The following is a 16,735-nucleotide window of genomic DNA, read 5'->3' on the forward strand; positions in this document are numbered from 1 at the left end:
TCGAAATTGTGCGAATTCATCTTTACATATTAAAGTGAATCAATTACAATACGAATCGTATCGTATTATAACTAATTTCGTTAAAGGAGTCTCTTATGATGTCGGAAAAAATTGATAGTAAAAAAGGAGGGGCTGGTCGTCCACGCAGCATACAGGTTACGGAAACGATTCTTTCTACCACCCTGTTTTTATTAGAAAGAGAAGGCTATAAAAAACTGTCCATGGAATTGATTGCGAAAACTGCAGGGGCAGGGAAACAAACGCTCTATCGTTGGTGGCCAAATAAAGCATCGATTGTACTGGAGGCTGTGAGGGAACGGTGTCAATTAGAAATTCCAGTTCCTGAACTTGGTTCCGTTAAGCAGGATTTGTCGGAGTACATCGGAAATACTTGTAGGCTGCTCAACGGATCAACAGGGAAAATTATTGCGGCCCTTATAGCTGAGGCACAATTTGATGACGAGTTCTCCTTATTGCTTGATAAAGAATTCATCTCTACACGTAGAGAGGCACTCATCTCGATACTTAAAAGAGGAATAGAGCAAGGGGAGATAAACGACTGCAAAAACCTAAATGTTCTATCTGATTTTTGTTATGGTGCTATTTGGTATCGACTTTTAAACCGTCACGCACCATTGGATGATGAGTTTGTTCAGCATATCGTAGAAACTTTGATTTCATAATAAATGAAGGGGAGATGTGTAAAATGATCGTATTATCGTTTTATTACAAACAGAATGTTTCGTTTAACGAAGAGTATTATTATAAGCAGCATATTCCTCTGGTTAAAAATGAAGTTTTTAAGATGGGTGCATGTAAGTATGAAGTGAAGAAGTTTGTAACAGCCGCAGATGGATCAGCTCCACCCTATCAGTTTTCATTCAGCTTACACTTCCCTTCGCAGAAGCAATTGGATGAATTCTTTTCTAATCCAAAGCTTAAAGATTTACAAAATGATGTTGCAAACTACTATGATGGTAATCCAGACGTCTTTATTGAGGAAATAACGATCCAGGAAGATAGCTCTATGTAAAACGAATAAAAGTAACGTAATAAAAAACCTGGCATATTTCCTTATGGAAGGAGTATGTCAGGTTTTTTGTATAGGTCTTGGTATAGATATTGCTGTTGTTTTTATGGTGATGGAAAATTATTGATAGGGGGGAGCAATACCATGAAAACTGTAAATATTAGACGTGCTACAAAAGAAGACATCCCACAACTTATGGATTTGATGTACCAATATATTGTTGATTTTTACAAATGTCCTCGTCCAAGTGAAGATGATCTTAAAGGATTGATTATTCATTTACTTGACCATCCATATGAGGGGATTCAATTTGTAGCGGAGGAGGATCCGAATAAATTAGTGGGGTTTGCCACATTATATTTCACCTTTAACACACTAGAAGTAAAACGAATGGCTTTTCTTTACGATTTATTTGTACGACCAGATACGAGAGGACAAAAAGTTGGCGAAACCCTTTTTCAAACGTGCCTCTCTTATATCAGAGATCATAATTATTCGCATATGCTTTGGGAAACGGCTCATGATAACGTAACGGCCCAGGCCTTATATGATAAAATGGGTGCTCAAAAAGCGGCTTGGTTAAATTATGAGATTAAGTAAGGTTATGAATTATTGAATGTGGTATTCATAATTAACTAATGCTGGGTAGCGTTCAGAATACAACCGCGAGGAAAAGTCTGACATATTCCCTTATAGGGTAGCATGTCAGGCTTCTTTATGGTTATGGACTGTATATACTCCCTAGTATGTACTAGGGAGTATATACAACTATTCAGGATTAATACGCAAGGCAACCCCATCCATACTAGTAAGTGATACTCTTTCAATTACTAGTCCTTTGTAAACTACAGAATCTGTTTCTTTTTCTGCGTTAGAGTTTACAAGCGGGGCAATAATATTGTCTGATTCGTTTTCCGTAAAACCAAGAGATTGAAAAGCAGCTACAAAAGCGCCGATAGCATTAATCATACTTTGTTTATCAGTATCAAGTTGAGCTAGAACATAAAGGGATTTTGTATTTTCGCCATCAGTTGTGATTTCGTAGAAGATAGGTCTGGATAAATCCGTGTTATAAGTAGTTAAACCGTTCTTTAATTTCCAGTGGTCCCAAGTTCCTGCGGCTATAACAGGGAATTTATCAAAGACTGGATCGATCGTACCCGGATTAGATAAAGCATTCATAATGTATTCTGGAGACTTCGGAAGATTATGTGATGATTTTTCGACCTCAGATGCTGCTTGGAGTTCAGCTTTTTTGGTAGCTTCCATGTCTTTTTCAGGCTCTTTTGTTACTTCTGTTTGAACAGGAGCACTGGTGGAGGCCCGTTCAAACATACCTTTTAAATCGGCTCCATTTTCTACTACAGTACCGATCAGAACAAGTGTACAAACAAATGCAAAACCTATGTATTTACCAGGTCCTTTATTTTTTACCGTGGCGTAGACAGCTAATCCTAAAAAGATAAGCGCCCACAGAAAACTGGCTAACCCAATGATGAACCACATGATGAGTCCTCCTTGTTTAGTAAAAATACTTATTTAATTGTAATTTATATAGTCCTACGGAACTAGACACTGATGTTAGACATATTTCGACATAGAAAAGAACCTGACATATCCCTTATAGGGTAGTATGTCTGGCTCTTTTGTTTTACATAAAATATCTGGCATCATCATCATATTGATCGATTCTCCAGCCGGCTTTTGTTTTTATTAAGATTAATTTCTGTGTTACATATCCACCTTCTCCTTCCTCGTAATTCTTTTCGGATACATAAGACTTACTTTTATCTTTTGAGTATGTAACTTTAAAATTTGAATTATAGTAGAATGCGTATACATAGACGGCTCCTCCTCTTGTTGACTTCCATTTATCACCTACTGGTTCTAAGTCACATTTTATAAAGTTCTCGATGTACTTTGGCGTAAAATACGGCTGCATGATGTCGTAGATTTGTTTTTGTGTAAGTGGAGTAGTATAACTTTTTTCGAAAACATTATCCATGGCTTTTCGCCCGTTTTTTAATAACGAGATCGTTTGGCTCTTTGATAATGTTTTAGTTGATGTTGCAGCGTGAACATACGTCTCTGATGTGTTAGTTAAGCTGGCTGTGAGTATCAGTACTCCCAGGTACAGCATAGTCTTTCGTAGTAAGGTCATATAGTTCCCTCCTATATTTTATTCCTACATATTCCATTTTAGGATACATGCTATTACAGGACCAGACATTACTATTAGACATTTTTCGACACAACAAAAAGCCTGGATAGTATGTCTGGCTGTTTTAGTTCCGTTAATAGGCATGTAGTATGGCTCTAATTATGAGTATTAACCAATTTTGCGAGCGTAAAAATAGATAAAAAGAGAGAAAACAGATGATAAACAGATTAATAAGATGATATGCGGAGATATAAGGAGATAAACAATCTATTCCGTTGTTTTAATTATTTAGAATATTTGTTATATTTATTTTACAACAACAACAGTTGGACAACCTTCTACTCAACCCACTACACCTGAATGGATGTGATGACGATGATTGCAGAGGGTAAAATTCAATGGATGCTTGCTCCAGGTAAATAGGGAAAGGCGATGTACACAGTAGTCGAATAACGAAAGAAGGAAGGTGTGACACTTCCCGAGATCGTTAGGGGTGTACAGGTGTATAAACTAAAGCAGGAAAGGAGAACGAAAAATTGAATAGTGAGGAAATACAAACGTAGCCCTGTGCTCTCAATGACCGAGAACACAGGGCTACGTTATTTTTATTACTCCCTAGTATGTACTAAGGAGTGAAATATTATAGTAATTTGTTTTGTTATTTTTCTGTTTTATCCATATCGACATTATATTTCTTTGCTATATCCTGTCTCTCGTAAACGGATTGTCTCTCTAATTCTCGTGCTTCTGAAAGTAATTTATTAGCAGAAGTAAACTTTGATGCATCTTTTGTACCAAGGGCTGAAATAATCTCGGTTATAGCCTGCATGTGCTTATCTGACATTTTGATCATTTTTTCGTGCGCATCACGGAATTCTTTTTCGGGCATGATGGCTGCGAGTTTTTCTTGCATTTCTCTTGCTATCGGTAAAATTTCATTCGTTATTTTGTCAGCAAATTGCGCATCTGTTAATCGAGAGTCATTTTTAAGAGCTTCGAACCGGCTTGCTAGTTTCTTTTTTTCGTCAATGATAGGCTGTAACTCCCCGAGATACTTAATGAACGCTTTTTTTCCTATATCCTTTGCGGCTTCTTCGGCTTTCTTCTTAGACTCTTCAAGCTTTGTAGCAGCCTCTTGCTCTTTAGGCTCCTCTTTTACAGCAGCCGAAAACGCTGTTACAGCTTGATCGTATTTACCTTCTTGTAAGGCTTTGTTTCCAGACTCCATGTTCTTTTTGTATTCAGGTGAAGGTCCACACCCGGATAAAGATAAAGAAGCAACGAGTAAACTGGAAAATAACAATCTTTTCTTCATGATGATTTCTCCCCTTATTATGTATTTACCTTAATCTTTTTATTGTAATTTACATAGTTATACAAAACTAGATATGAATGTTAGGCAATTTTCGACATTAAACTACAAAAGCCTGACATATTCCCTTATAGGGCAGTATGTCAGGCTTTTCCTTATGGTTGTATATACTCCCTAGTATGCACTACTAGAGAGTATGAGGTTGCTTATGATATTCTATAAAACTAGGAAATGATGTAGATGGAGGACAAATATGAACAAGTACAAAGTTTTACTTTTTGATTTAGACGGAACAATATCAGACTCCAAAGAAGGAATTACAAAATCTGTACAATATGCATTAAAAAAATTAGGTATTGAAGAAGACGATCTCAATAATCTCGAACCTTTTATTGGTCCTCCATTACAAGAATCTTTTCGAGCTTTTTATTCGTTTACCGAGGAAAGAGTCAACCTAGCAATTGAATATTATCGGGAGCGTTTTAAAATAAAAGGAATGTTTGAAAACAAATTATATCCCGATATTGTTGAACTTTTACATAAACTACGAACAGAAGGGTATATCCTGGTAGTTGCCACATCTAAACCTACTGAGTTTGCGGAAAAGATTTTGCTACACTTTAACATCTCTCAGTATTTTAATGTAATAGTCGGTAGTAATCTTGATGGCACAAGGATAAATAAAACCGAAATTATCGAACATATACTAAACCAATTTAATGAATTTGATAAAAGTTGTTTTCTTATGATTGGCGATCGCAAACATGATATTATTGGTGCTCGTAATACGGGCATTGATTCGCTTGGGGTTACATATGGTTATGGTTCACATATGGAACTTCAGCAAGAGAATGCAACCTATATCGTTCATAGTGTTGAGGAGATTAAAGAAATCTTAAATCGCATAGGTGAAAACGACGGATTTTTTTGTTTAAGTGATAAGCATTCGGAAGAAAAAACAAGATAGTAAAAAACCGCACGCCAATATCTGTTCGGGTGCGGGAAGATTTATGAGACGATAAGAACCGTTGTGCCGAGTGGAATGTTGCGGAACAGCCATTCCACGTCTTTGTTCTGCATGCGGATGCAGCCCTGGCTTACATGATAACCGATGCTATATGGATTATTCGTGCCGTGGATGCCGTATTTATAGCCGCCAGTGTTTGAGACATTTAATCCAAGCCAGCGCGTTCCCAGTGGATTCTGTTCGCTGCCTCCGGGAATGTTTTTCGGCACGTACCAAGGGTTTTTGACTTTAGTAATGATACGGAATTCACCCTCTGGTGTTAATGTTCTATTCTTGCCGGTAGCGACCGGGAAATAATAAATCGGATGATCATTTAGAAAAACGGTAAGTCGATTTGTCGTTTTGTTGATCTCGATGTGTACATCATCTTCTACCGCAAATGCTGTACCAGATCCGGGGAAGAGGAGAGAGAGGCACAGAAGAAAGACAGAAAAATGTCTGAGCAATCGTGCCATATCTTCACCGCTTTTTCTTCTTCGCCATTTTTTTTTGTTCCTCATTTTCCCAGCGTTTTAAGGACGGATAGGGGTCAAAGGAATATTCGCCGTTTCCTCTATCTTTATAGATGCCATAATGCAGGTGCGGTGGGAATTTGCCGGATGTTCCCGGCTTTCCATAGCCAGAGCTGCCCACATAGCCAATAACATCACCTGGTGCTACGATATCCCCTACTTTGAACTTTTTATTAAAGCCGTTCAAGTGTGCGTAGTAGTGATAAATCGTATCGATATCCCGTACGCCGATGCGCCAGCCGCCGTACGGATTCCAGCCCATGGATTCAATCACTCCGTGCCTTGTAGCACGGACAGGTGTACCGTATCCAGCAAAAATATCTGTTCCTTCATGAATCCGTCGTCCGCCCCAGCCACGAGGATCACCCCATGTACTTCTGTAGCTGTAGTCGTAGTGGAGCGGCACAGGAAAAGCACTACCGACCAGATGAAGAGTGTTATGATGGCGGTACAGCTTTACAAGACCGGAGATGGTTCGCACGCTGCGATCATACGTGTAATACTGCCATAGACCGATGCGTAAATCATTATCCGTAAATCCGAACTGTCCGAGGTAACAAGCTATCGTGTAGACCACATCAAGGTCATTGTGTGGATCGGCTTTGCCATCGCCATCCCCATCTTTTCCAATCCCGCCAAAGAATGCAATCGAGCGTGGATTTACATCCGTATCAAGTGGATTCAGGACTCCACTCCATGTCGCGGGTGGCACACTAATCCCGGTCAATCTAGTCTGTGAGGGAGAAGGGCTCTCAGCTTTTTTACTCGGCTTGCGAACCGAACGTTCGTATTGATCGACAGCGGCGAGATATTGCCAGGGTACGCCGGTAATGGTCTGCATATGTTCAAATAAAACTTTACGTTCGCGAGACATCTGCTCACTATTGGTATCTGCCCGAGCAATAGATACCGGAAGAGAGACAGCGCATAGAAAGACGATGAGACTGGAAGCTAGAAATCGCTTGTACCACATGTTGTCCTCCCGTAATCATAAATATGTCCGACTTAGTGTGTGCAATCTGAATTGCTTTCATAAGAGGAAATTGATTAGAATGAAGAGATACCAGTACCAACAAGATAGGGGTTGATCCGCTGCATGGCAGGACGTAAACCGGAATGGCTAAAAATTAAACTGGATACAGGAAAGAACTTCAAAGAACTTAAAAATATGATGCGGGGCCAGACACTGCATACCGTATGTGAGGAAGCACGTTGTCCGAACTTATATGAATGCTGGGCGAACCGTACAGCGACGTTTATGATATTAGGAGATACGTGTACGCGGGCATGCCGCTTCTGTGCGGTTAAAACTGGGCTGCCAACGGAACTTGATCTCGCTGAGCCAGAACGTGTGGCAGAAGCGACTGAGCAAATGGGGTTGCGCCATGTGGTAGTCACATCGGTAGCGCGTGACGATTTACGTGATGGTGGCGCAAGTGTTTTTGCGGAAACGATTCGGGCGATCCGCAGACGGACTCCGTTGTGCAGTGTAGAAGTACTCATTCCAGATTTTCTTGGAGACTGGGAAGCGTTACGTGTCGTGATGGATGCTAAGCCAGATATTCTTAATCATAATGTGGAGACGGTTGAACGGCTGTCTGACCGGGTGCGTTCGAAGGCAAAGTACGATCGGACGATGGCACTTCTGGCAGAATCGAAGCGTTTGGCACCCTCGATCCCGACGAAGTCAAGCATCATGATTGGTGTGGGAGAGACTGTGGATGAAATTATCGCGACGATGGACGATCTGCGCCGTGTAGATGTGGATATTTTGACAATTGGACAGTATTTGCAGCCGACGACGAAGCATTTAAAAGTTGAGAAGTATTACCATCCGGATGAGTTTGCAGAGCTAAAAGAAGCAGGACTTGCGCGTGGATTTAAGCATGTAGAATCAGGGCCGCTTGTGCGCAGTTCATATCATGCCCATGAACAGGTTGAATCAGCGGCGGAATCGCAGATGAAGGCACAGAGTTAGAAAATGGTGGAAAGGGTCTTTCTTGTATAGACAAGAAAGACCCTTTTAGGTAAGGCGACTATTTTCCGCTTATACTGGAGAGGTGGAACGGTGATCCAGTACGATGACCGCATGCTTGTTCGAACTGTTTGTCTGTTTTATTTTCCATTTGATTCGGGTTGGCAAATACTTTATTGATTGTGTTTTGATCGTTTGTCGTATACACCTTGCAGTAGCGAGGTGATACATTTTCACAGCTCTTCTGCACTTTTTTCAGTGTCATTGCTGCTTGAGCAGGTGTCTGACCGGACGTATCACAACCGACAAAAATATGGTTGTCTGTGGTCAAAACATTTGCTTGTCTAATGCCCGGAATTTGGTTGGCTGCGTTCGCACAGGAAGAAGCAAGCATTTGACGATCAACATATACATTTGGTGTTGCTGCGGTACCATAACTTTTTACACCCATACCAGTGTGTGTGCTTCCAGTTCCAGTCTTATGCCCAGCATGTGCAATACCGATTTTTGGCGGGGTTGTGTGCCCTGTTGTTGACTTTGCTTGGTAGACTGAATTTTGGTGCGTAGTTCCATAAGTAGTTCCGTATGTGGTTCCAGGTGTTGTCCCATACGTTGTCCCTTTGTTTATGCCATCAGGACTTAAACCATACATTTGCTGGCCACTGTTTGTTACGCCGTAGCGTGTCATACCTTGATTGCCGAACATATACTGACGCGTATCCACCGTGCCTTTTGTACGGTAGTTCGATTGATCAGTAATGACGCCATTATGGTATGTGGTGTAGCGGCCATCCCCTTTTGGTTGTACTGCATAGCCAGTTGTTGATCCTTGATTTCCTTGCAGCGGACGATATTCCGTTGTTTTGGTGGTATTGCCTGGAGTACAGGCGGCCAGCGAGAGCGCAAGACCAACAGTGGAGAGAACAGAAACGATTTTTTTCATTTTCACACCTCCGTGAGTTTAGAGTGCCCGTACAAAGCCGGAGCTTTCGTGGCAATTTTGTGTGTATTGGTTGAATTTGTGGTAAAATAGGAGGCGTACGCCACACGTAAAAGAAGTGCGGTGTATGTGTATGAGGGGGTGCAGGTGTGATACGTGTCCAGGATCACGTATATGAGCTGGTAGAAGAGCATAAAGATGGATTCAAGCCAGACATATTCAAAGAACGATACAGCGACATTTTAAGTAAATTTGATTACATTTTGGGAGACTGGGGATACGGTCAGTTGCGGCTAAAAGGCTTTTTTGAGGATACAAATCGGAAAGCGCCGTATGATGCCCGCCTCAGTTTTCTTGATGAGTATATTTTGGAGTACTGTAACTTCGGTTGTTCGTATTTTCTATTAAAAAAGGTTAAGTCAGGCAGCGCACAGCCGATCGAGGGTGAGGTTGTGGAAGTAGAGGGTGAGACAGTGGATGGTCAGGAAGAGCGGTCGCCACGCAGCGGACGCGAAGGGGGCAGACGCCGTGATTCCCGTCGTCGCTCCCGCCCTCGCCGCAAGCCAAAAGATGGACAGGCTCGAGAGTCAAGATCAGACGTGTCGAATGAGTAGCATACCGAGAAAAACAGGCGAGGAAATTTTTTCCTCGCCTGTTTTTACTGTAGTGGTGGCTCGTAGTTTTCATTTGGGTTATCGTGGGTCGGATGTGATGCTGGGTCTCGGCGTACAATGCCTTCGTGGAAGTTCCGGTATTCGTAGGCGAACGCAGACTGGGGTACCTCACCTGTATCCCACGACTCTTTTCCAAGGAATGGATGGGAGGTAGCGATAGTGCCGTACGGTCCTTCTGGAAATTCCTCCGGATAGCGAGTATGAATCGCGCTATACTCGGTTGAGATTGGCATATATACTGGATCGGTTTTCTTCTTAGCCATAAATAAAACCCCTTTCCTTACTGTATAAGGATAGGGGTAGTATAGGCGGTTGTCCGTTTGTTTATACGAAATGACCGACTAGATGCTTAGATAGAGAAATTCACGTAATTCGTTCGCATCTGCTTCTGACATATTGAATGCTTCTTCGAGGTAACCAGGCTCATCCAAATCCTTTTGGCCAAGAATCGCCATACGGTGTGTCAAAATATTAAGCACGATGCTTTTGCCGTAGAAGTTTTTCGTGCGAATGATCGCCAGGTCGTAGCGGTTCTCTACCCCGATAAAGCTTACATAGCGTGTTTTTGTTTCTTCAGTATGATCGTACAGAAATGTCCAATCTCCGTGCTGACTCATAGTCGTTGTCCTCCTATCACGTATATGTACCAAATTATATGCCAACGACTCGTCTGGAGCAATGCTTGTGCATGCTCGGAGGCAATGGTTGGGCATATCATATGGTTTCACTTCCAATCATGCTATACTGAAAAAAGAAAAAACAGCAACAGGGGTGGTTTAGATGTACCAAGTAAATACCGAAAAGATTGAACAGCATTTAGTATATATGGAGCGAGTGCTTGCGAGTGTATCCTCCATTCTACGAAATGGTAACGCTAACGATGATATGCTTACATCTCTTTCTTTGCAGCGTGCTTTGCACATTGCGCTTGAGACAGTAGCCGACGTGGGCAATTATTTGATCGATGGGTTCATCATGCGTGATCCGGGGAGTTATGAAGACATTGTCGAGATTATGCTTGATGAAACGGTGGTTACTGTGGAAGTTGCGACTGCATTGAAGGACGTTGTAAACATGCGCAAGCCGCTGATTACGGACTACCTAGATGTACATGATGATGCGGTCAGCAAACTTTTGAACACGCATTATGAGAAACTTATCACTTTTCCGAATCAAGTACGGGAATACTTGAAAAAAGAATTGTAATTAACAAGAAAACATCGCTCACATAGTTTTTATATTATATTGTATAAAAATTTACTTATCTCACGAAATCAAGTACAATGAGGAGGAGGAAGGTGAAGGAAACGATGAATAAAGATAAATCCTCTTCGACGCGCAATCAGATTTTGCATATGTTAAAAATTAAAGGTTCCATGACAGTAGGGGAAATGGCTCAGGAGCTTGAGATTACAGAGATGGCCGTGCGCCGTCATTTAAATACGCTTGAGAGAGACAAATACATTCAGACACGTTTGCTTCGCCAGGCCATGGGCCGCCCGACTAATGTGTACTCGCTTTCGCAGGAAGCAGATAATATGTTCCCGAAGAACTATCAGGATTTGACTCTTGAAATTCTTGGTGATATTGAAGAGCTGCAAGGAGCGGAGATGGTGGAAGCGTTATTCCGCCTGCGTCAGCAGCGTCAGGAGAGCTTGTATCGGGATGTGGTACCCGAGGGTAGTGATTTTGAGAAGAAGCTTGAGATGCTGGCCAGAATGCAGAATGAGAAAGGCTACATGGTTGAGGTGAAAAAGGATGAAGAGACCGGACGCTATATCCTGGTCGAATCAAATTGTCCGATTTTCGATGTAGCACGGGAGTATACATTTGCTTGTAACTGTGAGAAGACGCTGTTTGAGAACATTTTGGAAACGCGAGTGGAGCAGGAGCAGTGTATGGCAACTGGCGGCGATAACTGTGTATATGTAATTGATCATAAAAATGATACTGCGGAAAATCGCAAGTCATAAAGTGAAATATAGCTCTGTGGATCAAAGGATCTGCAGGGCTTTATTTTTTGGCTTATTATGGTATTATTTTCATAAAAAAGAGAGTAAGAGGAGAACGAATAAAATGAAAAAAGTATGGACGATCGGAAGTATACTGACATCTATCCTGGTAGGAACAGCGGCACCTGTAGCGCTTGCAGCACCTGCAGTGGCAGTAGCAACTATCCCTGTACAGGTAGAAGTAGACGGAAAGAAGGTAGCGACTCCGGCGGGAATGGATGTGATAGATGGACAGGTCATGGTTCCGCTGCGCTGGGCGGCAGAACTGGCAGGTGCTCGCTCGGTACAGTGGGATGCGAGTAAGCGTGATGTTAGGATTGAGGCACCTGAATCATATGAGAGATTTTCTCAGCTACGCTCGTACATAAGACTGGGAGCGGCTCCTGCGGAATGGGGAACGTACTTATGTCAGTTGCCAGATAGAATGAATGCAATCCCACGTCCAAAACTTTCGGATCGAGCACTTGTGCTGGATCTGGAGATAGATAAGATCCAGCAAATGGAACAGGAGAATAAGAGCCTGCCTCTACGTCGGGAAGTAATCAGTATTACGATGCAATATGCTGGACAGGATCATCCGTATGCTGTATATAGTGCGAAATTTGTGCAAGGCCGGGTATACGTTCCAATGGATTGGCTGAACCAATTATTTGGAGCAGACGTAACATACGACAAGGAGCGGGGAGTGCTGGCGATCCAGTTCCCGAATCTACAAGAAACTAAGCGACAAATCGCTGAGATTGAAGCGGGGCTTGTCCCGGCTTCTCCTGATGAGACGATTGCGTTATGGGGACGCGGTTTGCAGACGCGAACCGGCACACTTCTGTATGCTGCGCTGTCGAATGAGCTTCGTGATCGGGCGAGAGTTGACTTGCAGGCACGTAATTGGGTAACCGGGGGATCGAGTCCACATGCAGGCAAGATTACGGTGCAGGATAAGAAGCAGTTGGATGCTGATACATGGGAGTATACGCTGATTTATCCGGAAGTAACGTCTGGATACATGGCAAACTATCCAAACGTAACACCTGCTGACATCGTGGGGACGTGTACAGATAAGTTGGTGGTGAAAAAGCAACGTACAGGAGAAACGGAAGGCTGGTTTATTGCAGAAGTGAAGCAATCAAACGAGTACTATGGGCCTGTTTTTGCGGAAAAAAGAAAGGAATGACATGTATGGGGAGTTTAAAGGAAAGTGCCCAAAAAGTACAAAATAAACTTATTGAGTTAGGCTATACAAATACGGTTGTAGAATTACCAGATAGCACTCGAACGGCTCAGGAAGCGGCAGAAGCGATAGGCTGTGAAGTTGCTCAAATCGCGAAATCGATCATTTTTCGTCTTAAAGGGTCCGATAAGCCACTGCTCGTAGTCGCTAGTGGGATCAATCGAATTAATGAAAAACAACTGGCGAAACAGCTTGATGACAAATTAGGAAAAGCTGATGCAGATTTTGTACGAGAACGTACAGGATTTGTAATTGGCGGGGTAGCACCGGTAGGGTATTCAGAATCGATTATGACACTGATTGACGAGGATCTTTTTCAATATAATGTGTTATGGGCTGCTGCTGGACATCCTAAAGCGGTATTTCAATTAACACCGGAAGAATTAGTACAAATGACAAAGGGGCAAGTTGTTTCTGTGAAATAAGAAATAGACATGTAGTGGCTATATGGTACAAGAAGCCGATTTCCATAACTGACAGGAAATTGGCTTTTTTATGTATACAATTGCGCAGCGTATAAAATTCTTGAATGGTTCTTTTACGGCTTATGTGACAATTTTATGCTTGACTTAGAGCTAACTCCAGGTTGTAGAGTAGACCCATAAAACATACCTAGGAGGAAGAACATGTATACAATCGGTCAGGTAGCAGAGCAAACAGGGTGGAGCGTGCACACACTTCGTTATTATGAAAGGATTGGTCTTATCGATTCTCCGGTACGGAAAAGCGGGGTGCGGATGTATACAGAGTCTGATATACAGTTCCTTCAGTTTTTGCGGTCACTAAAAAATACAGGCATGTCATTGGAAGATATGATGGAGTTTACGGAAGATGGGTGCATTCGAAATTTACTTGCGGAACCAGACGAGAGTCTACTTCCGCGCATCACTCGAAGAAAGGATATTCTATCCCGTCACATAGCAAAAATGAAAGCGCAGGTAGAAGAGATCCAGACGGTGATTCAGTTTACGGAGGAGAAGTTAAGCGTGTATGAAACGATGCTTCTGACAAAAAGGGAGGCGGCGAAATGAAAGGTAGCATTTATTTAAAACTGTTCGGCTTCTCGCTTATGACAGGAGCTACTTTTCATCTAGCCCCCTATGTGATGCAGTATTTCTCAGCTGCTGGCGCGGCAGGCTGGCGCTTCGGTCTAGCAGCAGGTAGTATGCTGCTTTTGTTGATCGACAAAGAAAAACTATCAGGGTATACCATTCGGAAAAATGCTGGAGCATATCTTTTCATGGGAATAACAGGGGTTTTCGGCTTTAACACACTGTTTTTTCTCGGCATGGAACAGACCTCACCTATCAATGGAGCACTTATCATGGCAACCAATCCACTCGTGACCATGCTTCTGGCTCGTATACTGTTGAAGGAACCTGCTTCTACACAACAAAAAGTAGGCGGGATTCTGGCGTTTATTGGCGTATTTCTTGTTATTACAGGCGGTTCCTGGGATGCGATTCGTCACTTGCATTTTTCTGCGGGAGATATGCTGATCATGGCGGGAAATATATGCTGGGCCTTATACGGTATTATCGGAAAGGGATTTGTCCGGGACAGCACGTCTCTACAAACTACCGCATATACGATGACAATTGGAGCCATAATGCTTATGTTTATAGCTAGTCGAACATCGGCCCCGGTACCGATTTCGTCTATCCCCCTGACAGCGTGGGCCGCGATTGTTTTTATGGCGCTAGGTATGAGTGTACTCGGATATATCTGGTGGAATGAAGGGGCGGCACGCATTGGCATTAGTCGAGCTGCCTTGTTCTTCAATCTTGTTCCGGTCGTTACCTTGTGCATTTCCCTGGTACTTGGGATGGCAGTAACAGGCGTACAAATAATCGGATCAGCACTTGTCATTGCTGGTGTGCTGTATGCATCTGGTATAACTCAGATCGCTTCGCAAAGAAAACCGATGCAAAATATCCCTAAATCAGATTGTACGGTCTAATCTAGGGATACGGATTTTTTACAAAGAAAACATAACCTGCGTATCAGTAACAAGATCTCTGATTTCCTCAATGGATGAAATCGATTCACGTCTTAAGATGAGCTCTCGTCCAATGGCGATGGCGAGCTTTTCCGAGTGAGCGCGTACAGTCGGATCTTCAATGCTTTCAATGTCCCATACATGGGCGAGGCCGACGATGCGGCGGATCGTTTTGCAGCCCGCATAACCAAGTGTATCTTGCAGAAGTCGACGCACATAATCATCCACATAGCTTGGGACAGCGGCACTTGATTCGATCGCTTTTTCGGCCCACAGTGTACGGAATTCTGCTTCAAATGTAGTCCATATGTCTGTAATCGTATCAAGCAGATACGCCTGGTATGATTCACGTTCCTGCACATTAGTGGCATGACCTTCCTGTGCCACATAGTTCAGCAGCAGGTTAGCAATGACTGCACCGATATCGAAGCCCATTGGACCGTAGTAGGCAAACTCCGGGTCGATAACTTTCGTGTCTTCTTCTGTTACCATGATGCTTCCTGTATGCAGATCACCATGCAGCAGTGCCTGCGTGCGCGTGAGAAAGCCTTCTTTCAGCTTTGCGACTTCCAGTTTCAATGCGTCATCATGCCAGAGTGCTTCTGCTTGTTCACGAATAAGCGGATTGAAGCTGTTCGTTGCTGCATCGTAATACGGATCGGTAAACACGAGGTCTTCCGTAATTTTGCATAATTCAGGATTAGAGAAGGAGACAACACGTTGTTTCTTCTCGTACGGATGCAATGCCAGATCAGACGTTAGGAACAAGGTGCGCGCCAGAAAAGTACCAATATGATTTGCAAAATTCCGATAATACTTGCGAGCAACAAGCCCTTTGCGCATAATTTCGTATGCAGACAAATCTTCCATTACGGTAAGGGCCATTTCGATGTCATAGTGGTACACTTTCGGCACGAAACCAGGACATAGCTCATCTTGGAGAATTAATGCTTCGCTTTCGATACGGGCACGGTCAAGTGTGAGCGGCCACGATTCTCCGACGACACGTGCATACGGAAGAGCCTGCTTGAAAATAATGCTTTTGTTTGAAACCTCATCCTGGATATGGAATACGAAGTTTAGGTTTCCATCCCCAATTTCACGGCTTGTAAGCTTTGCATCGGCTGGGAACAAGCCGGGGATGTTGCGCGCGTATTCTACTGCTTCTTGTTCAGTAAGCATACGGTATGTGGACATAAGTTCAATCTCCTCTCTAAACAAAAAACGCCCCTCTTGGTTAGAAAGAGGGACGTGTACATGTGTGTGCATCCTTATCTTTCAGAACCGTTGTTCTGCGGGAGTTGGCACCTTACTGTTCATGCAGCAGGTTGCCGGGTGTCATCGGGCCCGTCCCTCGACCATCTCGTGATAAGTCAATCCAAATGTAACAGTCGTACGAATTATTTGTCAAGAGTGAAAATACGCGAGAGTGAAAAAAGTGAGAGTAAAAAAGCTTGGTGGTGGCGGAGGGGATGGTAAAAACTCAGAGGGGATAAACGCTGGGGTTGCCATCCTGATTCGCTCTACTGGAGAAAAAGCTGGGTAGGGAAAACAAAAGGACGGGTTCGTTCTCTTTTGCCATCCCCTCTACCAACGAAACTTTTTCTCTCTGCGTTTTACTTTGTGAAAGAATAAAAAGCTAGAAGATCAAGAGATGTGCTTGGTTTTGAGTTATATAAAGCTATGCCGGTATGGGAGAAGGAATGAGCAATGAACGCTTTTACGCGTTGCTCATTCCTTCTCCCATACCCGCCGCCACACTTTATACAGGCTCAAGAATTCCAAGCACTGCTTTAAAAGTTTGTGAAAAAACTTGTTGACAGAATAATTTGGTAGGCGCTATGATTAGTTCCAACAAATCACAT

Annotated in this window: 21 protein-coding genes and 1 riboswitch; of the genes, 12 read left to right on the forward strand and 9 right to left on the reverse strand. The window is 42.9% G+C overall.

What is annotated here, in order from left to right; genetic code table 11:
* Positions 1-95 precede the first annotated feature (95 nt).
* The 3 genes from PO771_RS03025 to PO771_RS03035 all read left to right on the forward strand — a co-directional run bounded on the left by PO771_RS03025 (position 96) and on the right by PO771_RS03035 (position 1,630).
* A complete protein-coding gene (locus PO771_RS03025; RefSeq protein ID WP_272561806.1) occupies positions 96-683 on the forward strand; it encodes a TetR/AcrR family transcriptional regulator in 588 nt (195 codons plus the stop codon).
* Positions 684-706: 23 nt separating this feature from the next.
* Entirely contained in the window at positions 707-1,033 is a 327-nt protein-coding gene (locus PO771_RS03030; protein ID WP_272561807.1) for an EthD family reductase, read from the forward strand.
* A gap of 141 nt (positions 1,034-1,174) precedes the next feature.
* Positions 1,175-1,630 (forward strand): GNAT family N-acetyltransferase, encoded by a 456-nt coding sequence (locus PO771_RS03035; protein WP_272561808.1) that lies wholly within the window; start codon positions 1,175-1,177, stop codon positions 1,628-1,630.
* A gap of 168 nt (positions 1,631-1,798) precedes the next feature.
* Here the strand turns inward: PO771_RS03035 and PO771_RS03040 are convergent, their stop codons facing one another.
* From PO771_RS03040 to PO771_RS03050, 3 genes are all read right to left on the reverse strand, one after another.
* Positions 1,799-2,536, reverse strand: a complete 738-nt coding sequence (locus tag PO771_RS03040; protein ID WP_272561809.1) for a hypothetical protein — start codon at positions 2,534-2,536, stop codon at positions 1,799-1,801.
* Between the two features lie 145 nt (positions 2,537-2,681).
* A complete protein-coding gene (locus PO771_RS03045; protein WP_272561810.1) occupies positions 2,682-3,191 on the reverse strand; it encodes a DUF3993 domain-containing protein in 510 nt (169 codons plus the stop codon).
* A 658-nt stretch (positions 3,192-3,849) separates the two neighbouring features.
* Entirely contained in the window at positions 3,850-4,506 is a 657-nt protein-coding gene (locus PO771_RS03050) for a hypothetical protein (protein WP_272561811.1), read from the reverse strand.
* A gap of 250 nt (positions 4,507-4,756) precedes the next feature.
* On the opposite strand from PO771_RS03050, the gene PO771_RS03055 reads away from it, so the two are divergent.
* Positions 4,757-5,470, forward strand: a complete 714-nt coding sequence (locus PO771_RS03055) for an HAD family hydrolase (protein WP_272561812.1) — start codon at positions 4,757-4,759, stop codon at positions 5,468-5,470.
* 41 nt (positions 5,471-5,511) lie between these two features.
* On the opposite strand, the gene PO771_RS03060 is transcribed toward PO771_RS03055, so the two are convergent.
* Entirely contained in the window at positions 5,512-5,985 is a 474-nt protein-coding gene (locus tag PO771_RS03060) for a L,D-transpeptidase (protein ID WP_272561813.1), read from the reverse strand.
* 4 nt (positions 5,986-5,989) lie between these two features.
* Positions 5,990-7,015: a M23 family metallopeptidase gene (locus tag PO771_RS03065; RefSeq protein WP_272561814.1), complete on the reverse strand. Its 1,026-nt coding sequence runs from the start codon at positions 7,013-7,015 to the stop codon at positions 5,990-5,992.
* Positions 7,016-7,138: 123 nt separating this feature from the next.
* On the opposite strand from PO771_RS03065, the gene lipA reads away from it, so the two are divergent.
* Entirely contained in the window at positions 7,139-8,020 is an 882-nt protein-coding gene (gene lipA / locus PO771_RS03070; RefSeq protein ID WP_272561815.1) for a lipoyl synthase, read from the forward strand.
* Between the two features lie 58 nt (positions 8,021-8,078).
* On the opposite strand, the gene PO771_RS03075 is transcribed toward lipA, so the two are convergent.
* The gene (locus PO771_RS03075; protein ID WP_272561816.1) at positions 8,079-8,960 is read right to left on the reverse strand and encodes a YhcN/YlaJ family sporulation lipoprotein; all 882 of its coding nucleotides are present in this window, start codon (positions 8,958-8,960) and stop codon (positions 8,079-8,081) included.
* Positions 8,961-9,106: 146 nt separating this feature from the next.
* On the opposite strand from PO771_RS03075, the gene PO771_RS03080 reads away from it, so the two are divergent.
* Positions 9,107-9,571: a YutD family protein gene (locus PO771_RS03080; protein WP_272561817.1), complete on the forward strand. Its 465-nt coding sequence runs from the start codon at positions 9,107-9,109 to the stop codon at positions 9,569-9,571.
* 44 nt (positions 9,572-9,615) lie between these two features.
* Here the strand turns inward: PO771_RS03080 and PO771_RS03085 are convergent, their stop codons facing one another.
* Together PO771_RS03085 and PO771_RS03090 are read right to left on the reverse strand one after the other, a co-directional pair.
* The gene (locus PO771_RS03085) at positions 9,616-9,894 is read right to left on the reverse strand and encodes a cytosolic protein (protein ID WP_272561818.1); all 279 of its coding nucleotides are present in this window, start codon (positions 9,892-9,894) and stop codon (positions 9,616-9,618) included.
* Positions 9,895-9,972: 78 nt separating this feature from the next.
* The gene (locus tag PO771_RS03090; RefSeq protein ID WP_272561819.1) at positions 9,973-10,248 is read right to left on the reverse strand and encodes a DUF3055 domain-containing protein; all 276 of its coding nucleotides are present in this window, start codon (positions 10,246-10,248) and stop codon (positions 9,973-9,975) included.
* Positions 10,249-10,411: 163 nt separating this feature from the next.
* On the opposite strand from PO771_RS03090, the gene PO771_RS03095 reads away from it, so the two are divergent.
* The 6 genes from PO771_RS03095 (at position 10,412) to PO771_RS03120 (ending at position 14,831) form a co-directional block, all read left to right on the forward strand.
* On the forward strand, positions 10,412-10,837 hold the full coding sequence (locus tag PO771_RS03095) for a DUF86 domain-containing protein (protein ID WP_272561820.1): 426 nt from the start codon (positions 10,412-10,414) through the stop codon (positions 10,835-10,837).
* A 104-nt stretch (positions 10,838-10,941) separates the two neighbouring features.
* The gene (locus PO771_RS03100; protein WP_272561821.1) at positions 10,942-11,604 is read left to right on the forward strand and encodes a helix-turn-helix transcriptional regulator; all 663 of its coding nucleotides are present in this window, start codon (positions 10,942-10,944) and stop codon (positions 11,602-11,604) included.
* Positions 11,605-11,707: 103 nt separating this feature from the next.
* Positions 11,708-12,814, forward strand: coding sequence for a stalk domain-containing protein (locus tag PO771_RS03105; RefSeq protein WP_272561822.1), 1,107 nt, complete (start codon positions 11,708-11,710; stop codon positions 12,812-12,814).
* A gap of 5 nt (positions 12,815-12,819) precedes the next feature.
* The gene (locus PO771_RS03110) at positions 12,820-13,296 is read left to right on the forward strand and encodes a YbaK/EbsC family protein (RefSeq protein ID WP_272561823.1); all 477 of its coding nucleotides are present in this window, start codon (positions 12,820-12,822) and stop codon (positions 13,294-13,296) included.
* A 201-nt stretch (positions 13,297-13,497) separates the two neighbouring features.
* On the forward strand, positions 13,498-13,902 hold the full coding sequence (locus PO771_RS03115) for a MerR family transcriptional regulator (RefSeq protein ID WP_272561824.1): 405 nt from the start codon (positions 13,498-13,500) through the stop codon (positions 13,900-13,902).
* On the forward strand, positions 13,899-14,831 hold the full coding sequence (locus PO771_RS03120) for a DMT family transporter (RefSeq protein WP_272561825.1): 933 nt from the start codon (positions 13,899-13,901) through the stop codon (positions 14,829-14,831). The genes PO771_RS03115 and PO771_RS03120 overlap by 4 nt, the downstream gene beginning before the upstream one ends.
* 18 nt (positions 14,832-14,849) lie before the next feature.
* On the opposite strand, the gene mtnK is transcribed toward PO771_RS03120, so the two are convergent.
* Positions 14,850-16,067 carry an S-methyl-5-thioribose kinase gene (mtnK, locus tag PO771_RS03125; RefSeq protein WP_272561826.1) on the reverse strand — a complete coding sequence of 406 codons (1,218 nt, stop codon included), beginning with the start codon at positions 16,065-16,067 and terminating at the stop codon, positions 14,850-14,852.
* A 71-nt stretch (positions 16,068-16,138) separates the two neighbouring features.
* Positions 16,139-16,245, reverse strand: a riboswitch (SAM riboswitch).
* Positions 16,246-16,735: the final 490 nt, after the last annotated feature.

The sequence above is a fragment of the Aneurinibacillus uraniidurans genome (assembly GCF_028471905.1).
GTDB lineage: Bacteria > Bacillota > Bacilli > Aneurinibacillales > Aneurinibacillaceae > Aneurinibacillus > Aneurinibacillus uraniidurans.